This window comes from Jatrophihabitans sp., assembly GCA_036399055.1.
Lineage (GTDB): Bacteria > Actinomycetota > Actinomycetes > Mycobacteriales > Jatrophihabitantaceae > Jatrophihabitans_A.
Genome location: DASWNX010000020.1, coordinates 1 through 15,227, shown reverse-complemented (window position 1 = coordinate 15,227; position 15,227 = coordinate 1). Strand labels below are relative to the sequence as shown.

General features: G+C 68.9%; 13 protein-coding genes. 10 read left to right on the top strand and 3 right to left on the bottom strand.

Going from position 1 to position 15,227, the window contains the following annotated elements:
* Positions 1 to 392 precede the first annotated feature (392 nt).
* On the top strand, positions 393 to 1,382 hold the full coding sequence (locus tag VGB75_07680) for a fatty acid desaturase (protein HEY0166905.1): 990 nt from the start codon (positions 393 to 395) through the stop codon (positions 1,380 to 1,382).
* A gap of 28 nt (positions 1,383 to 1,410) precedes the next feature.
* Positions 1,411 to 2,127 (top strand): phenylalanine--tRNA ligase beta subunit-related protein, encoded by a 717-nt coding sequence (locus VGB75_07675; GenBank protein HEY0166904.1) that lies wholly within the window; start codon positions 1,411 to 1,413, stop codon positions 2,125 to 2,127.
* A 3-nt stretch (positions 2,128 to 2,130) separates the two neighbouring features.
* Here VGB75_07675 and VGB75_07670 read toward each other — a convergent pair whose 3' ends face one another.
* Positions 2,131 to 3,396: a PQQ-dependent sugar dehydrogenase gene (locus VGB75_07670; protein HEY0166903.1), complete on the bottom strand. Its 1,266-nt coding sequence runs from the start codon at positions 3,394 to 3,396 to the stop codon at positions 2,131 to 2,133.
* Between the two features lie 124 nt (positions 3,397 to 3,520).
* Between VGB75_07670 and VGB75_07665 the strand changes: the two genes are divergently transcribed.
* Entirely contained in the window at positions 3,521 to 4,432 is a 912-nt protein-coding gene (locus VGB75_07665) for a 2-hydroxyacid dehydrogenase (GenBank protein ID HEY0166902.1), read from the top strand.
* A gap of 9 nt (positions 4,433 to 4,441) precedes the next feature.
* On the opposite strand, the gene VGB75_07660 is transcribed toward VGB75_07665, so the two are convergent.
* Entirely contained in the window at positions 4,442 to 4,828 is a 387-nt protein-coding gene (locus VGB75_07660; GenBank protein ID HEY0166901.1) for a PH domain-containing protein, read from the bottom strand.
* Between the two features lie 32 nt (positions 4,829 to 4,860).
* Here VGB75_07660 and ilvD point away from each other — a divergent pair, with 32 nt between their 5' ends.
* Positions 4,861 to 6,558: a dihydroxy-acid dehydratase gene (ilvD, locus tag VGB75_07655; GenBank protein HEY0166900.1), complete on the top strand. Its 1,698-nt coding sequence runs from the start codon at positions 4,861 to 4,863 to the stop codon at positions 6,556 to 6,558.
* Between the two features lie 73 nt (positions 6,559 to 6,631).
* Here ilvD and VGB75_07650 read toward each other — a convergent pair whose 3' ends face one another.
* Positions 6,632 to 7,492, bottom strand: coding sequence for a CAP domain-containing protein (locus tag VGB75_07650; GenBank protein ID HEY0166899.1), 861 nt, complete (start codon positions 7,490 to 7,492; stop codon positions 6,632 to 6,634).
* Between the two features lie 335 nt (positions 7,493 to 7,827).
* Between VGB75_07650 and VGB75_07645 the strand changes: the two genes are divergently transcribed.
* The 6 genes from VGB75_07645 to VGB75_07620 form a co-directional block, all read left to right on the top strand.
* Positions 7,828 to 9,663 carry an acetolactate synthase large subunit gene (locus VGB75_07645; protein HEY0166898.1) on the top strand — a complete coding sequence of 612 codons (1,836 nt, stop codon included), beginning with the start codon at positions 7,828 to 7,830 and terminating at the stop codon, positions 9,661 to 9,663.
* Positions 9,664 to 9,855: 192 nt separating this feature from the next.
* Positions 9,856 to 10,380 carry an acetolactate synthase small subunit gene (gene ilvN / locus VGB75_07640; GenBank protein HEY0166897.1) on the top strand — a complete coding sequence of 175 codons (525 nt, stop codon included), beginning with the start codon at positions 9,856 to 9,858 and terminating at the stop codon, positions 10,378 to 10,380.
* Between the two features lie 150 nt (positions 10,381 to 10,530).
* Entirely contained in the window at positions 10,531 to 11,565 is a 1,035-nt protein-coding gene (ilvC, locus tag VGB75_07635; GenBank protein ID HEY0166896.1) for a ketol-acid reductoisomerase, read from the top strand.
* Between the two features lie 19 nt (positions 11,566 to 11,584).
* Complete coding sequence (locus VGB75_07630) at positions 11,585 to 12,607, top strand: 3-isopropylmalate dehydrogenase (protein ID HEY0166895.1); 1,023 nt, start codon at positions 11,585 to 11,587, stop codon at positions 12,605 to 12,607.
* A gap of 29 nt (positions 12,608 to 12,636) precedes the next feature.
* Entirely contained in the window at positions 12,637 to 14,208 is a 1,572-nt protein-coding gene (gene cimA, locus VGB75_07625) for a citramalate synthase (GenBank protein ID HEY0166894.1), read from the top strand.
* Positions 14,209 to 14,357: 149 nt separating this feature from the next.
* Positions 14,358 to 15,227, top strand: an 870-nt coding sequence (locus VGB75_07620) for a DUF222 domain-containing protein (GenBank protein ID HEY0166893.1), incomplete at its 3' end; no start/stop codon positions are given.

The following is a 15,227-nucleotide window of genomic DNA, read 5'->3' as shown; positions in this document are numbered from 1 at the left end:
CGGCTCACCGCAGGCGTCACAAGAGGCCAGCGGCGAGCCGCTGCCGATCAGCGGCGCCGTCGCATGTTCGATGAGCACGCGAGCCTCGGCCAGTCGGCCAGTCGGCCAGTCGGCCAGTCGGCCAGTCGTCAGTCGGCCAGTCGTCAGTCGGCCAGTCGGCCAGTCGGCGCAGCGGCCTCACCGGCGGTACTGGTCCACCAGACGTCCGCCCTCGGGCTGTCGACAGGCCGACGAGTCGGACATAAAGGGAAGGTGCCGTATAAAAGGCCCTAATGTGCGACGTTTTCTGTGTCTATTACTTGGACAGTAAATTAATATGATTGTATCTTTCTCATACACAAAGGCTCTTCCAAGCCGGATCCCCCATTTATCGCGAGTACAAGGAATGAGACATGCTTCCGTTGCAGGACGAGGTGGTCGATCGTGACCGCCCGGAGACGACTTTTCTTGCCTACCGCCGGGGTTACTCGCCTCCCAAGGACATGCGCTCGATCATCGCCGACGCGCACCGGACGCGCTGCGGGCTGACCCTCGCGCTCGCGGCGGTGGATCATGTCGTGGCGTGGCTGCTGGTCGCAGGGGCCACCTGGGCGGTGTTGGACGGCCCGATGATCCTCGGGGTGCTCGCCTCAGCCGTCGCGGTGGTCGCCATCGCGCGGCAGCTGCGCGCCCTGGAGTGCCTTGTGCACGAGAGCTCGCATTTCAACTGGAGCCGCTCACACCGGCGATGGAACGACGTGCTGGCCTTCATCCTCGCCGGAATGCCCACCGGAGCGCTGATCAGCGACTACCGCGCCAGCCACCTTCTGCACCACGGCCGGTTCGGCACGGCTCTGGACCCCGACCGGCAGCGCTACATCGAGTTGGGCCTGGAAGAGCTGCGGGTGCACTCGCGGCGGGTCATCGCCATGGACCTGCTCAAGCGACTGCCCAGCTACCAGAAGGGCTGGATCCGCTCGCTCGGCACCAGCCCTGCCTACCTTCTGCTTCCGCTGCTGTGGACCGTGGTCGCGGTGGCGCCCACGGCGCTGGTCTTCGGCCTGCCAGGGGCGTTGGTCGGGTCATTGATCTGGCTGGTGAGCTTCGTCGTGATCCTGCCGGTGGTCAGGTTGATCGGTGAGGCCTCCGAGCACGTCTATTCCGGAACCGACACCGTGTTCGACGCCACCATCTCCAACCTGGGCGCTTGGCAACGGCTGATAGTGCACCCGCACAACGACGGCTACCACACTGTTCACCACATGTGGCCGGGCGTTCCGCACCACGCGTTGCGCAAGCTGCACGAGGCGTTGGTCCAGCATGACCCCGATGGCTACGCGCGCCGCCTGCGCTATCGCACGCGTCTGCTGGAGACGCCCAGGAGCGGGATGGCGAAGCCGTAGGCCTTCGACGATGACCTAGCATGATCGGGTGCCCGTGACCTTCACTCTCAGCCGCGATGTCAGCACGAGTTTTCCCGAGGCCCAGGTCAGGCTGGTGACCGCGCGGGGGCTGCGCAACGAGAAGGTGTGGCCCGAGTCCGAGGCGGCGTTGAGCGGTCTGGAACACGACCTGGCAGCTGGCACGTGGTCGCCGTTCGGCGAGCAGGATCAGCAGATCCTGTCCTGGCATGAGGCCTATCGCAAGTTCGGGACGAACCCACGGCGGTTCCGCTCCAGCGTCGACGCCCTCAGCCGCAGGATGGCCAAGTCAGGTGTCCTGCCCCGGATCAACGGCGCGGTCGACGCGTACAACTACGTCTCCACCCGCTTCGGGACGCCGGCCGGCGCGTTCGACCTGAGCCGGCTGAGCGGCGAGGTGATGATCCGGACCGCCGTCGCCGGCGACAGCTTCACACCGCTGGGCGAGCCCGAGGTGGTGGAGGAGCCTCGGCCGGGAGAAGTCGTCTACGCCTTGGGCTCGCAGGTGCTCACCCGGCACTGGAATCATCGTGACTGCGACCAGACCAAGGTCGATGACGCTTCCAGCGACGTGGTGTTCGTCATCGAGCGAATCTCGGCCGAGGCGGTCCCTGACGATGTCCTGCAGTCAGCCCAGCAGTCGCTTGCTGAGTTGATCGCCGGGCACGCCGACTCGGTCTCGGCGTGCACCCTGGACGCCGATCATCCTGGTGTCAGCCTCGACTGAGTCTCAGATGATCGGGCTGGCCTCGCCGTCCGCCGGCGAGATCCGGATGACCCGGTCATCCTCGGCGATCGGCTTGCCGCGGCCGTCTCGGTTACGGGTGGTCAGCCACAGCGCCCCGTCAGATCCGGCCACCACCCCGGCCAGCCGGCCGTACTTGTCCCGCAGGCTGCTGTTGAAGGCCCCCGCGCTGCCGCTCCGGCTCACCTCGCTGATCGCGAGGGACTTGCCGGTCGAGGTGGCCACCACCAGCCGGTTGGCCGCCAGCGCGCAGCCGCCGCCACCGGCGCTGGCCGCTGGCAGCGTCTTGATCGGGGCCACCGAGGCGGGCCCGTTCCGAGGCCAGCCGTAATCGGCGCCGGCCTTGATGACGTTCACCTCGTCAGGTGAGGCCGCGGCGCCGGATGCGGCGGGCGTCGCGGCCGAGATCGCGATCCGCAGGCCCGATCGCGGGTCGACGCACAGGCCGTCGACGCTGCGCAGCCCCCGAGCGAAGATCGGCGAGCCGGGTGCGGGGTTGTCGGGCAGCGGCCGGCCGATGTCGCTGGTGCGCAGGATCTTTCCGGCCAAGCTGGTGGCCGAGGCCGCCAGCGCGGGCCGGCCTGCGTCGCCTGTTCCGGTGAGCAGGGCGCCGGTGGCGTCGAAGGCGATCCGGCCGGCGTTGCCGGTCCGGCCCTTCGGGATGCCGGCCAGGATCACCGAGGGTTGCGATCCGGGGGAGAAGTGCACGACCCGGTTGTCGGTGGCGGTGCTCAGGTAGGCATAGATCAGGCCGTCCTGTTCAAAGGTCGGCGAGATCGCCAGGTCCAGCAGCCCGCCGTCGCCGCTGCCGTCCACCCCGGCCAACCGCTGGATCAGGGTGACCGGCCGGCCGGCCACCGGCTGGACCCGATAGATCCGCCCGGTGGTGCGTTCGGCCACCAGCGCGGTGCCGTCGGGCAGCACCACCAGGCCGGTCGGCTGATTCAGCTTGCTCGCCACCACGCTGGGGTCGGTCGCCGGCGCAGTGGTCGAGGGCGACGGCCGTGGCGCCCCTGGCGTTGGGCTGGGACCGGATTGGCTGTCGGACTGCGACGGGGCGGGCAGCGCGGGCGGCGCGGGCAATTGCGGTCTCGGGTCGTTGCCGCCCGAGTAATTCAGCTGTGGCACCCACGTCGGTTCGCTGCTGGCCGCACTGCGGCCGCAGCCGGTGGTGAGGGTCAGCGCGAGAACAGCGGCGGCGACCGCTGAACGGGTCAGCACCGCTGAACGGGTGGGGACTGTGGGCGACACCGGTCCAGTCTGCCTGCTCCGGCGGCGACTGCGGGCATTGGGCGCTCAGCTCGGAGCGGACGCAGGCTAGTTTGGTGGCGTGAGACGAATGTGCTTGCCCTCCACCGCTGTCCGGGATCGCGCCATGGCTCTGGCCCGGCGGCAAGAAGAGCCCGAGCCTGAGCTGATCGAGATGCTCGCCGGCGCGGTGATCCATGACCCGGCCAGCACGCCGTCGGAGCAGCTGTCCGGCGTTCGATTCTGGGTTCCGGACTTCCTGAGGGGGGACCCGGCTGTCTACCGGACAGCTGTGCAGGCGATGCCTGAGCTGCAGGTGATCCAGGCTCAGACGGCGGGGGTCGATGTCCTGCTGCAGGTCGTGCCCGACGGCGTCGAGCTCTGTGACGCCCGCGGTGTGCACGGTTCGTCCACCGCTGAATGGGCGCTGACGGCGTTGCTGTCGCTGTTGCGGGAATTCCCCCGGTTCGAGCGGGCTCGCCAGCAACGCCGCTGGGACTACTCGATGACCGACGAGCTGGCCGGCAAGCGGGTGCTGATCATCGGCGCGGGCGATGTCGGCCAGCAACTTGCCCGCCGGATCACCGCCTGCGACGCAAGCCCGGTGTTCGTCGCCCGGACGGCGCGCGAGGGGGTGCACTCGGTCGCCGAGTTGCCCGATCTGCTGCCCGAGGCCGACGCGGTGGTGCTGATCGTGCCCAAGACCACCGAGACGGTCGGCATGGTCGACGCCGAGTTCCTGGCCGCGATGCCCGACGGCGCGATCCTGGTCAACGCCGCCCGCGGGCCGGTCGTGGACACCGCCGCTTTGCTGGCGGAGTTGACCTCAGGCCGGCTGCGGGCCGCCATCGACGTCGTCGACCCCGAGCCGTTGCCTTCAGACCATCCGCTGTGGACGGCGCCGAACCTGCTGCTGACTCCGCACGTCGCCGGCTCCGTGCTCGGTTTCGGCGACCGGTTCGCGGGGCTGCTGGTGCGCCAGTTGCACCGCTACCTGCGCCAGGAGCCGCTGCAGAACACGGTGAGCGGCCAGTACTGAGGCGGCTGGTCAGCCGGTGGCCGCCGCCGGATCGGGGATCCGGCCGGCGCCGGCCGCTATCAGGGGGTCGAGCCTGGTGCTGCGCACGCACGGCAGCTTCAGCTGGCCGCCGCCCGAGTCGACCGCGTACACCGCTCCGGAGCGGTCCAGGCGCAATCCGGCCAGCTCGTGCCAGCCGACCGTCTGAGAACCCAGCACGGCCCGGGCGTGCAGGCCCTGGTCATCGACCACGGTGGCGGTTCGGGCGATGTACAGCGCTCCCGCCAGCGGCAGCAGGTAGACCAGGGCCAGTGGCGGGGATTGCACCACCGCCGTGCAGCACAGCGCGGTGAATGCCACGATCAGATAGGCCAGGGCCGAATGCTTGATCACAGTGCGCGGCATCGCTGTCGTCATGGTTCACCAGCCTAGGTCGTAGGCTCGTGATCGTGACGACGGAGCAGCCCAGCAGTAAGCCACGACACCGCAAACCGCATTCCGGCGCGGTCACCGACGGCATCGAGCGAGCCGCCTCGCGAGGCATGCTGCGCGCGGTGGGCATGGGAGACGACGACTGGGACAAGCCGCAGATCGGGGTCGCCTCGTCCTGGAACGAGATCACCCCCTGCAACCTGTCGCTGAACCGGTTGGCCAAGCAGGCCAAGGTCGGAGTGCGGGGCGCTGACGGCTTTCCGCTGGAATTCGGCACCATCTCGGTGTCCGACGGCATCTCGATGGGCCATGAGGGCATGCACTACTCGCTGGTCTCGCGTGAGGTCATCGCGGACTCGGTCGAGACGGTCTTCCGCGCCGAGCGGCTGGATGGCGCGGTGTTGCTGGCCGGCTGTGACAAGTCGCTGCCGGGCATGCTGATGGCCGCTGCCCGGCTCGATGTCGCGGCGGTGTTCCTCTACGCAGGCTCGACGTTGCCGGGCAAGCTGCACGGCAACGACGTGACCATCATCGACGCCTTCGAGGGGGTTGGCGCCTGTCTGGCCGGAAAGATCACCCGTGACGAGCTGGACGAGATCGAGCGGGCCATCTGCCCGGGCGAAGGCGCCTGCGGCGGGATGTACACCGCCAACACGATGGCCTCGGCGGCCGAAGCCCTGGGCATGTCATTGACCGGCTCGGCAGCGCCGCCGGCGCCGGACTCCCGGCGCGACGCCTACGCCGAGCGCTCGGGCGAAGCCGTCGTGCGGCTGGTGGACGCCGGCGTCACCGCGCGCCAGATCCTCACCAAGCAGGCCTTCGAGAACGCCATCACGGTCGTGATGGCGCTTGGCGGCTCGACCAACGCGGTGCTGCACCTGCTGGCGATCGCCAGCGAGGCCGAGGTCGAGCTGAGCCTCGCCGACTTCAACCGGATCGGCGACAAGGTGCCGCACCTTGCCGACATGAAGCCGTTCGGCCGGTTCGTGATGACCGACGTCGACCGGATCGGCGGGGTCCCGGTCGTCATGCGAGCGCTGCTCGACGCCGGCCTGCTGCACGGTGATGCCCTTACCGTGACGGGACGAACGCTGGCCGAGAACCTGGAGCTGCTGGCGCCCCCGGCGCCCGACGGCGAGGTCATCCGGTCGATGTCCAGGCCGATCCACCGCACCGGCGGCATCACGATCCTGCACGGCTCGCTGGCTCCTGAGGGCGCGGTGGTCAAGACCGCCGGCTTCGACACCGACGTCTTCGACGGCGTCGCCCGGGTGTTTGACCGCGAGCAGGCTGCGATGGAGGCCGTGGCGACCGGCAGCCTGAAGGCCGGGGACGTCGTGGTGATCCGGTGGGAAGGCCCCAAGGGCGGACCGGGCATGCGCGAGATGCTGGCGATCACCGGGGCGATCAAGGGCGCCGGCCTGGGCAAGGACGTGCTGCTGCTGACCGATGGGCGGTTCTCCGGCGGCACGACCGGGCTGTGCGTGGGTCATGTCGCACCCGAGGCCGCGGTCGGCGGCCCGATCGCCCTGGTGGCCGACGGTGACCGGATCGTGGTCGACATCGCTGACCGGAGCATCGAGTTGCACGTGGATGAGGCAGAGCTGCGACGGCGCCAGGCCGACTGGCAGCCGCTGCCGCCGCGGTTTGACACCGGCGTGTTGCGCAAGTACGCCCGGCTCGTCGGCTCCGCGGCTCAGGGCGCCATCTGCTGATCAAGCCGGCTGATCACGGCCTGGCGTCTGGACGCGGTGCGCCTGCGCTGGCGCCTGAGATCCCGTTCAGGAGTCAAGGCAGCTGCGCGAAGTCCTGCGTGATCCACATCCGGCCCTGCGCCGGGTCGAGCAGCACGTCGATGCCGACTGCGTTCAAGGCAGGGGAAAGCAGGTTCTGCCGGCGGGCGCCGTCGAGGGGAGGCTCGGCAAGCATCGACTGCTGGGCAGCCAGGGCGCCGGCCAGGCTGAGTGCCTGCGTGCTGGCGACATTCTCGGCGGCGTAATCGCCGAGCACGCCCTGGTTGGCCTGACGGACCCCCAGCGCCGGCTCGTCGCCGACTCGCGACGCGAGCTCGTCGGCCTCGGCCATCTGGTGGTTGTGATCGGCGGCGCTGCGCTGCAGCCTGTCGCTCCAGCTCAGGGCGGGTAGTCCGATCTGCCGGCGGGCCTGGTTGAGGGCGCTGAACAGCGCTGCCGCCAGTGCGGCCTCGCTCGATCGGGTGTCCGGCGGGTCCGGAGCTGTGGTGCGCGGCGCGTGGGGCTGAGCGGTGGGTCTCGCGGCCGGCGCCGCTGGCGCTCCGGCCGGTGATGACGGGCCAGCGGCGGGCGCGGGGGTGCTCGAGGCGTTGTGGATCGGAACGATCACCGGCGCCGAGGACGCGTATCCGGCGGTGCTGTCGGCGGCCGAAGGGGCGGCCGAGGTCCGCGTCCGGGTTCGGGCTGGGCTGGGCAGGCTGAGCTGCCGGCTCGGCCGGGTGGTGTCACTGGCCGCGGGGGAGGTGACGCTGCGCTGGTCGCCCGGCAGCAGCACCGCGCCGGCGAAGGTCAGTGGTCGGCGAGGGCCGCCCGAACTTGCCATGGCGGCGACGGTGACGACGCTGACCGCGGTCGCGGCAATCGACAGCCACAGCGCTGGAGGCTGAACCGCTGGCATGCCCGGCATAGTGCCATGCCGAACTGCCGAAAGGCGGCAACGAATCGAGTTAAACCGTTACGTGCCGCGCCAATGCGGCCAATCGTCGGCACAGCCGTGCGAGCGGGGTTCACAAAGCCTGTGTCCCATTAGGCGAGACGACCGTCCCGAAAATTTTGAAACCCTGGAAAAACCCGGTGTAGGGTCGATGCTGTGCAGCGCCTCGTACTCATTGACTAGCGCGTCCCCGTCGGCCATAGCCGCAAGGAGACGCGCAGACCCTTCGTGCAACAGCACGAGGGGTTTTTTGTTGCCGGAACGGGAAGTCGGACGTCCTAGCAGTCCCTGACCCCAGGATCGCCAAGCAGGGCAAGCAGAACCGCCCGCCAGGAAGGAATCGAGCAATGACACCGACGCCGGCCTACGAACAGGTCACCGGAGCGCAGTCGCTGGTCCGGTCGCTGGAGGAGGTGGGCGCCGAGGTGGTTTTCGGCATTCCCGGTGGGGCGATCCTGCCTGCTTATGACCCGCTGTATGACTCCACAAGAGTCCGCCACATCCTCGTTCGCCACGAGCAGGGCGCTGGACACGCGGCAGAGGGTTACGCCCAGGTCACCGGGAAGGTCGGCGTCTGCATGGCGACCTCCGGCCCGGGCGCCACCAACCTGGTCACTCCGATCGCGGACGCCTTCCTCGATTCGGTTCCGATCGTCGCCATCACCGGGCAAGTGCCGTTTCCCGCGATCGGCACCGATGCCTTTCAGGAAGCCGACATTTGCGGGATAACGTTGCCGATCACCAAGCACAACTTCCTCGTGCAGCACGCCGAGCAGATCCCGCAGACCATCGCGGAGGCTTTTCACCTGGCTAACACAGGGCGTCCTGGCCCGGTGCTGGTCGACATCCCGAAGGACGTCCTGCAGAGCCAGACGGTGTTCGACTGGCCGCCGACCCTGGACCTGCCCGGCTACCGATCGGTGATCAAGCCGCATGGCAAGCAGATCCGCGAGGCAGCCAAGCTGATCGCCGGCGCCCGGCGCCCGGTGCTCTATGTCGGTGGGGGCGTGCTCAAGGCGCGTGCCACCGCCGAATTGGCGCAGCTGGCCGAGCTGAGTGGGATTCCGGTGGTCACGACGCTGATGGCGCGCGGGGCGTTTCCCGACTCGCACCGCCAGCACCTGGGAATGCCCGGAATGCATGGCACGGTGGCCGCCGTGACGGCGCTGCAGAAGGCGGATCTGCTGATCGCGCTGGGCACCCGTTTCGATGACCGGGTGACCGGCCGGCTCGACTCGTTCGCTCCGCACGCGACGGTGATCCACGCCGACATCGATCCCGCCGAGATCGGCAAGAACCGGGTCGCCGACGTTCCGATCGTGGGGGACGCCCGTGAGGTGATCGGCGACCTGGTCGCCGCGGTGCGTTCGGAGTACGCCGCCGGCAACCGTTGCGACCTGACCGGTTGGTGGAAGGAGGTCGACGGCTGGCGGCGCACCTACCCCCTCGGTTATGACGAGCCCGCCGACGGCAGCCTGGCGCCCCAGTACGTGATCGAGCGGCTAGGAAAGATCGCCGGTCCGGACACGGTGTTCACCGCGGGGGTGGGCCAGCACCAGATGTGGGCGGCGCAGTTCATCTCCTATGAGAACCCCTACACCTGGTTGAACTCCGGAGGCGCCGGAACGATGGGCTACTCGGTGCCGGCCGCGATGGGCGCCAAGGTCGGAGCCCCGGACGCCATGGTCTGGGCGATCGACGGCGACGGCTGCTTTCAGATGACCAATCAGGAGCTTGCGACCTGCGCGATCGAGGGCATCCCGATCAAGGTCGCGGTGATCAACAACGGCAACCTGGGGATGGTGCGGCAGTGGCAGACGCTGTTCTACGACGAGCGCTACTCCAACACCGAGCTGGGAACGCACCGGGCCGCGCACGGCGCCGAGTCGCGCACGCGCATCCCGGATTTTGTGAAGCTGGCAGACGCGCTCGGTTGCGTCGGCCTGCGGTGTGAGACGGCCTCCGAGGTCGACGCGACGATCGAGAAGGCGATGTCCATCGATGACCAGCCGGTGGTGGTGGACTTCACCGTGGGCAAGGACGCGATGGTGTGGCCGATGGTCGCCGCCGGCACATCCAATGACGAGATCATCGCCGCCCGCGGCGTCCGGCCCGACTTCGACTCCGGAGTGTGAACCCATGAGTGAGCATCGCGGCGAGGCACGAGCGCGGAGCGGAGCGAGTGCTGCGATGAGCGCTCGCGCGAAGAGCGGGTCAACGATGAGTGAGCATCGCGGCGAGGCACGAGCGCGGAGCGGAGCGAGTGCTGCGATGAGCGCTCGCGCGAAGAGCGGGCCGATGATCAATGAGCAGAGCGGGCGGAGATCATGAGCGTCCACACGCTGTCGGTGCTGGTCGAGAACAAGCCCGGCGTGCTGGCCCGGGTGTCAGGGCTGTTCAGCCGCCGCGGCTTCAACATCGAGTCGCTGGCGGTCGGACCCACCGAGCATCCGGAGGTCTCCAGGATGACGATCCTGGTGTCGGCCGAGGGCAACGCCCTGGAGCAGATCACCAAGCAGCTCAACAAGCTGATCAACGTGTTGAAGATCGTCGAACTGGAACCCGGACAGGCGGTGCAGCGCGAGTTGCTGCTGGTCAAGGTGCGGGCGGACGAGGGCAACCGCGGCGCGGTGCTCGACATCGTGGAGCTGTTCAACGCCAAGGTCGTCGACGTCAGCCCGGAGGTGCTCACGGTGGAGGTGATCGGCCCGCCGGCCAAGCTGGAGGCCACGTTGAAGATGATGGAGCCTTACGGGATCCGTGAGATGGTCCAGTCGGGCATGGTGGCCATCGGCCGTGGCCCGCGTTCGATGACGCAGACGGCGCTACGTGCGGTGGAGCGAGCCGGTTGACCGGGTGACCGGCGACATCGAGGACAATCAGCGCAGTCGGACACAGCGTGAGGTCGAACAGCAGAGCACCGAACAGCAGAGCACCGAAGAACGCAGCACCACAGCGGCCGTCGCCGGGACGGCTCGCCTCGAGGAGAGGGACGCCATTCCATGGCCGTGGAGATGTACTACGACGACACCGCCGACCTTTCGATCGTGCAGGGACGCACGGTCGCCGTGCTCGGATACGGCAGCCAGGGCCACGCCCACGCGCTGAGCCTGCGCGATTCCGGGGTCGACGTCCGGGTGGGGCTGCCTGAGGGCTCCAAGAGCTGGGGCAAGGCCGAAGACGCCGGGCTGCGGGTTCTGACGCCGGCCGAGGCCGCCGCCGAGGCCGATCTGATCATGATCCTGGCGCCGGACCACAAGCAGCGGGCGCTGTACACCGAGTCGGTCGAGCCGCATCTTCAGGACGGCGACGCGGTCTTCTTCGGCCACGGCTTCAACATCCGGTTCGGCTACATCAAGCCGCCGCTGAACGTCGACGTCGCGATGGTGGCCCCGAAGGGCCCCGGGCACCTGGTACGGCGGCAGTTCGTCGACGGCAAGGGCGTGCCGGTGCTGGTCGCCGTGGAGCAGGACGCCACCGGCAAGGCCTTCGAGCTCGCGCTGTCCTACGCCAAGGCGATCGGCGGCACCCGGGCCGGCGCGATCAGGACCACCTTCACCGAGGAGACCGAGACGGATCTGTTCGGTGAGCAGGCGGTGCTGTGCGGGGGCGCCTCCCAGCTGGTGCAGTACGGCTTCGAGGTGCTCACCGAGGCCGGCTACGAGCCGGAGATCGCGTACTTCGAATGCCTGCACGAGCTCAAGCTGATCGTCGACCTGATGTATGAGGGCGGAATCGCCAAGCAGCGCTGGTCGATCTCAGACACCGCCGAGTACGGCGACTACGTCTCGGGCCCGCGGGTCATCGACCCGCACGTCAAGGAGAACATGAGGGCGGTGCTCAGAGACATCCAGGACGGCTCCTTCGCCGCCCGTTTCATCGCCGACCAGGACGCCGGCGCTCCTGAGTTCAAGGCGTTGCGTGCCAAGGGCGAGCAGCATCCGATCGAGGAGACCGGACGCACACTGCGCGGCCTGATGAGCTGGGTGAACAGCGACGCCGACGCCGACTACTACGAGGGCACCGCCTCCCGTTGAACAGGAGCACTGATCAGCCATGAAGTTGGCGGTGATTCCCGGTGACGGGATCGGCGGCGAGGTCGTCGAGCAGGCGTTGGCAGTGCTGGACTCGGTGCTGCCCGGTGTCGAGAGGACCGGGTATGACCTGGGCGCGGCACGGTGGCGTCGCACCGGCGAGACGCTGCCGGACTCGGTGCTCGCCGAGTTGCGCCAGCACGACGCCATCCTGCTCGGCGCGGTCGGCGATCCGTCCGTGCCGTCGGGGGTGCTCGAGCGCGGGTTGCTGTTGCGGTTGCGGTTCGAACTGGATCACTACGTCAACCTGCGCCCGGCCAAGCTGCATCCGGGTGTCAGCACCCCGTTGGCAGGCCGGCCCGACATCGACTTCGTGATCTACCGCGAAGGGACCGAGGGGCCCTATGCCGGCAACGGCGGCACGCTGCGCAAGCACAGCCCCCACGAGATCGCCACCGAGGTGAGTGTGAACACCGCTTTCGGTGTGGAGCGCGTCGTCCGGGCGGCGTTCGACGGCGCGGCCCGGCGGCCACGCAAGCACCTGACCCTGGTGCACAAGAGCAATGTGCTCGTGCACGCCGGCGACCTGTGGCTTCGCACGGTTCACCGGGTAGCCGAGGAGTATCCCGATGTGACCGTGGCGTATCACCATGCGGACGCGGCGACGATCTACCTGGTCACCGACCCCGGTCGGTACGACGTGATCGTCACCGACAACCTGTTCGGTGACATCCTCACCGACCTGGCCGCGGCCATCGCAGGCGGAATCGGTTTGGCTGCGAGTGGAAACCTCAATCCCAGCCGAAGCACCCCGTCGATGTTCGAGCCGGTGCACGGCTCGGCCCCTGACATCGCCGGTCAGGCCAAGGCTGATCCGACCGCGGCGATCCTGTCGGTCGCGATGTTGCTCAGCCACCTCGGTCACGACGGGGCTGCGGCCAGGATCGAGGCGGCGGTGGCCGCCGATCTGAGCACACGTGATCCTGCCCGCCCGGGCAGCACCGGCGAGATCGGCGAGCGGATCGCGTCCGCTGCCGCCCACTGACCTGCCGTCACACCGTTCGGAGACCTCCCATGCTCAATGACGACTTTCATGTCTTCGACACCACCCTGCGCGACGGCGCCCAGCGTGAGGGCATCAGCTACTCGGTGGCTGACAAGCTGGCGGTGGCCCGGTTGCTGGACTCGCTGGGAGTGGGCTTCCTCGAAGGCGGCTGGCCAGGCGCGGTTCCCAAGGACACCGAGTTCTTCGCCCGGGCCACCAGGGGTGAGCTGGCGCTGCGGCACGCGACGCTGGTCGCCTTCGGCGCCACTCGCAAGGCCGGCGCCGCGGTGGCCGAGGACTCTCAGGTGCGGGCGCTGCTCGACAGCGGCGCCCCCGTCATCACGCTGGTGGCCAAGTCCGACGTCTGGCACGTCGAACGTGCCCTGCGCACCAGCAGGGCCGAGAACCTGGCGATGGTGTCAGACACCGTCGGCTACCTGACGGCGGCCGGCCGCCGGGTGTTCGTGGACTGCGAGCACTTCTTCGACGGCTACCGCCATGACCGCGACTACGGGTTGCGGGTGCTCGACGCGGCGGCGGGGGCGGGCGCCGACGTCGGAGTGCTGTGCGACACCAACGGCGGCATGCTGCCGATGGGCATCGCTGAGGTGGTGTCGGCGGTGTCGGCCCGCGCCGGCATCCGGCTGGGCATCCACACCCAGGACGACACCGGCTGCGCGGTCGCCAACACCCTCGCGGCGGTGGCCGCCGGAGTGACCCACGTGCAGGGCACAGCCAACGGCTACGGCGAGCGGGCCGGCAACGCCGACATCTTCTCGGTGATCGGCGGCCTGGTGTTCAAGATGGGCTTGGACGTGCTGCCGCCCGGCACGATCGCCGAGAGCGTCCGGGTGTCGCACGCGATCGCCGAGATCGCCAACCTGGCGCCGGACACCCACGCGCCCTACGTCGGCGGTTCCGCCTTCGCGCACAAGGCCGGGCTTCACGCCTCGGCGATCAAATCCGGCCCGGAGCTCTACAACCACCTGGACCCGGGGCTGGTCGGTAACCGTCAGCGGATCCTGATCACCGAGATGGCCGGCCGGGCTTCGGTCGAGTTGAAGTCCAGGGAGCTGGGTGTGGACGTGACCAGCCGCCCGGACGTGGTCAGCAGGGTGGTGGACCGGGTCAAGGAACGTGAGTCCGCCGGTTGGTCCTACGAGGCCGCCGACGCCTCCTTCGAGTTGCTGGTTCGTGAGGAGCTGCGCACCGCGCCCGTCCAGTTCACCGTGGAGTCCTACCGGGTGATCATCGACCGCAGGCAGGACGGCAGCGTGATGACCGAGGCGACGGTGAAGGTGCGTGCAGGTGATCGCCGGATGATCACCACCGCGGAGGGCAACGGCCCGGTCAACGCATTGGACCTGGCGCTTCGCTCGGCTCTGGAAGAGGTCTTTCCCAAGCTGGCCGACCTGGAGCTGTCGGACTACAAGGTCCGTATCCTGCCGGGCAAGCACGGCACCGACGCGACCACCCGGGTGCTCATCGAGACCTCGGACAAGACCGAGGAGTGGACGACGGTGGGGGTGCACCCCAACATCGTCGAGGCGTCCTGGCTGGCGCTGGCCGACGCGGTGCGGTTCGGCCTGCTGGAGCGCTGAGGTTCGGCGTGACTTGACTCAGCCCGCCGCGGGGGCGGGTGCGGCTCGGCTGGTCGGTTCGGCTCGGTTCCCGGCTGTTTACCCTTGTTTTATTGGCCTGTTCTCTTGCGGCCGGCGTTTTGTCAGACCCCACCCGTAGTGTCTGATGCGTGGACAAACTTACCGACGGCGTCACTTCGGCACCCCTTGCCGGCCTTGTCGATGAGCTGTCCTCCTACCTTGGCGACGTCTCGGCCGGCTTGTTCGGCAAGCTGACCGATGCCGACGTGCTGGCTGAGTTGCGGGAGTTCGAAGTGCTGCGGCGCCGGCTCGCGGTGGTCGATCATGCCTTGGTCGCCGAGCTAGGACGGCGCGCGCTGGCCGGTCGGTTGGTGCTGGGGTCCACGTCGGCGCTGCTGCAGGCCGCATTGCGGCTGTCGCCGCACGAGGCGCGCCAGCGAGTGGCCGCGTCGCAGGTCTGCGGGCCGCGGTGGGGGCTGACCGGTGAGCAGCTCGAGACGCTGTTGCCCGACGTGGCGGCTGCCCAGGCTGCGGGGGTGGTGTCTTCTGAGCACGCTCGGGTGATCGCCGCGACCCTTGATGAGCTACCCAGCTCGGTCGATCCGGCCGACGTCGCTGCCGCCGAGCAACAGCTGGTCAAGGCGGCGACCCAGCTGCGGCCCCGCCAGGTCGGGGTGGTCGGGCAGCGAATCCTGGCCCACTTGAATCCGGACGGCGTGCTCGCCTCCGATGAGGAACACGCTCGGCGCCGGTCGTTCGCGCTGATTCCCGAGGCCGATGGCAGCTACCGCGCGACCGGCCGGCTCACCCCGACCTGCGGCGCTCAACTGCTCGCCTGGCTCACTCCTCGATCAGCGCCGCGACCCACCGACGACGCCGGCCCGGACCCGCGCAGCCACGGCCAACGGATGCACGACGCGCTGGAAGACTTGGCCGCTCTGGCGGTGCGTCGCACCGAGCTGGTCGACTCTGGGGCGCCTGCCCAGGTGATCATCAGCATGACGGCCGACCAACTAGCC

What these genes read in the sequence shown, in the direction of transcription:
- VGB75_07630 (HEY0166895.1), top strand. Translation starts at nt 11,585, where the DNA reads ATGAAGTTGGCGGTGATTCCCGGTGACGGGATCGGCGGCGAGGTCGTC.
- VGB75_07665 (HEY0166902.1), top strand. Translation starts at nt 3,521, where the DNA reads ATGGCTCTGGCCCGGCGGCAAGAAGAGCCCGAGCCTGAGCTGATCGAG.
- cimA (HEY0166894.1), top strand. Translation starts at nt 12,637, where the DNA reads ATGCTCAATGACGACTTTCATGTCTTCGACACCACCCTGCGCGACGGC.
- ilvN (HEY0166897.1), top strand. Translation starts at nt 9,856, where the DNA reads ATGAGCGTCCACACGCTGTCGGTGCTGGTCGAGAACAAGCCCGGCGTG.
- VGB75_07680 (HEY0166905.1), top strand. Translation starts at nt 393, where the DNA reads ATGCTTCCGTTGCAGGACGAGGTGGTCGATCGTGACCGCCCGGAGACG.
- ilvC (HEY0166896.1), top strand. Translation starts at nt 10,531, where the DNA reads ATGGCCGTGGAGATGTACTACGACGACACCGCCGACCTTTCGATCGTG.
- VGB75_07660 (HEY0166901.1), bottom strand. Translation starts at nt 4,828, where the DNA reads ATGACGACAGCGATGCCGCGCACTGTGATCAAGCATTCGGCCCTGGCC.
- VGB75_07650 (HEY0166899.1), bottom strand. Translation starts at nt 7,492, where the DNA reads ATGCCAGCGGTTCAGCCTCCAGCGCTGTGGCTGTCGATTGCCGCGACC.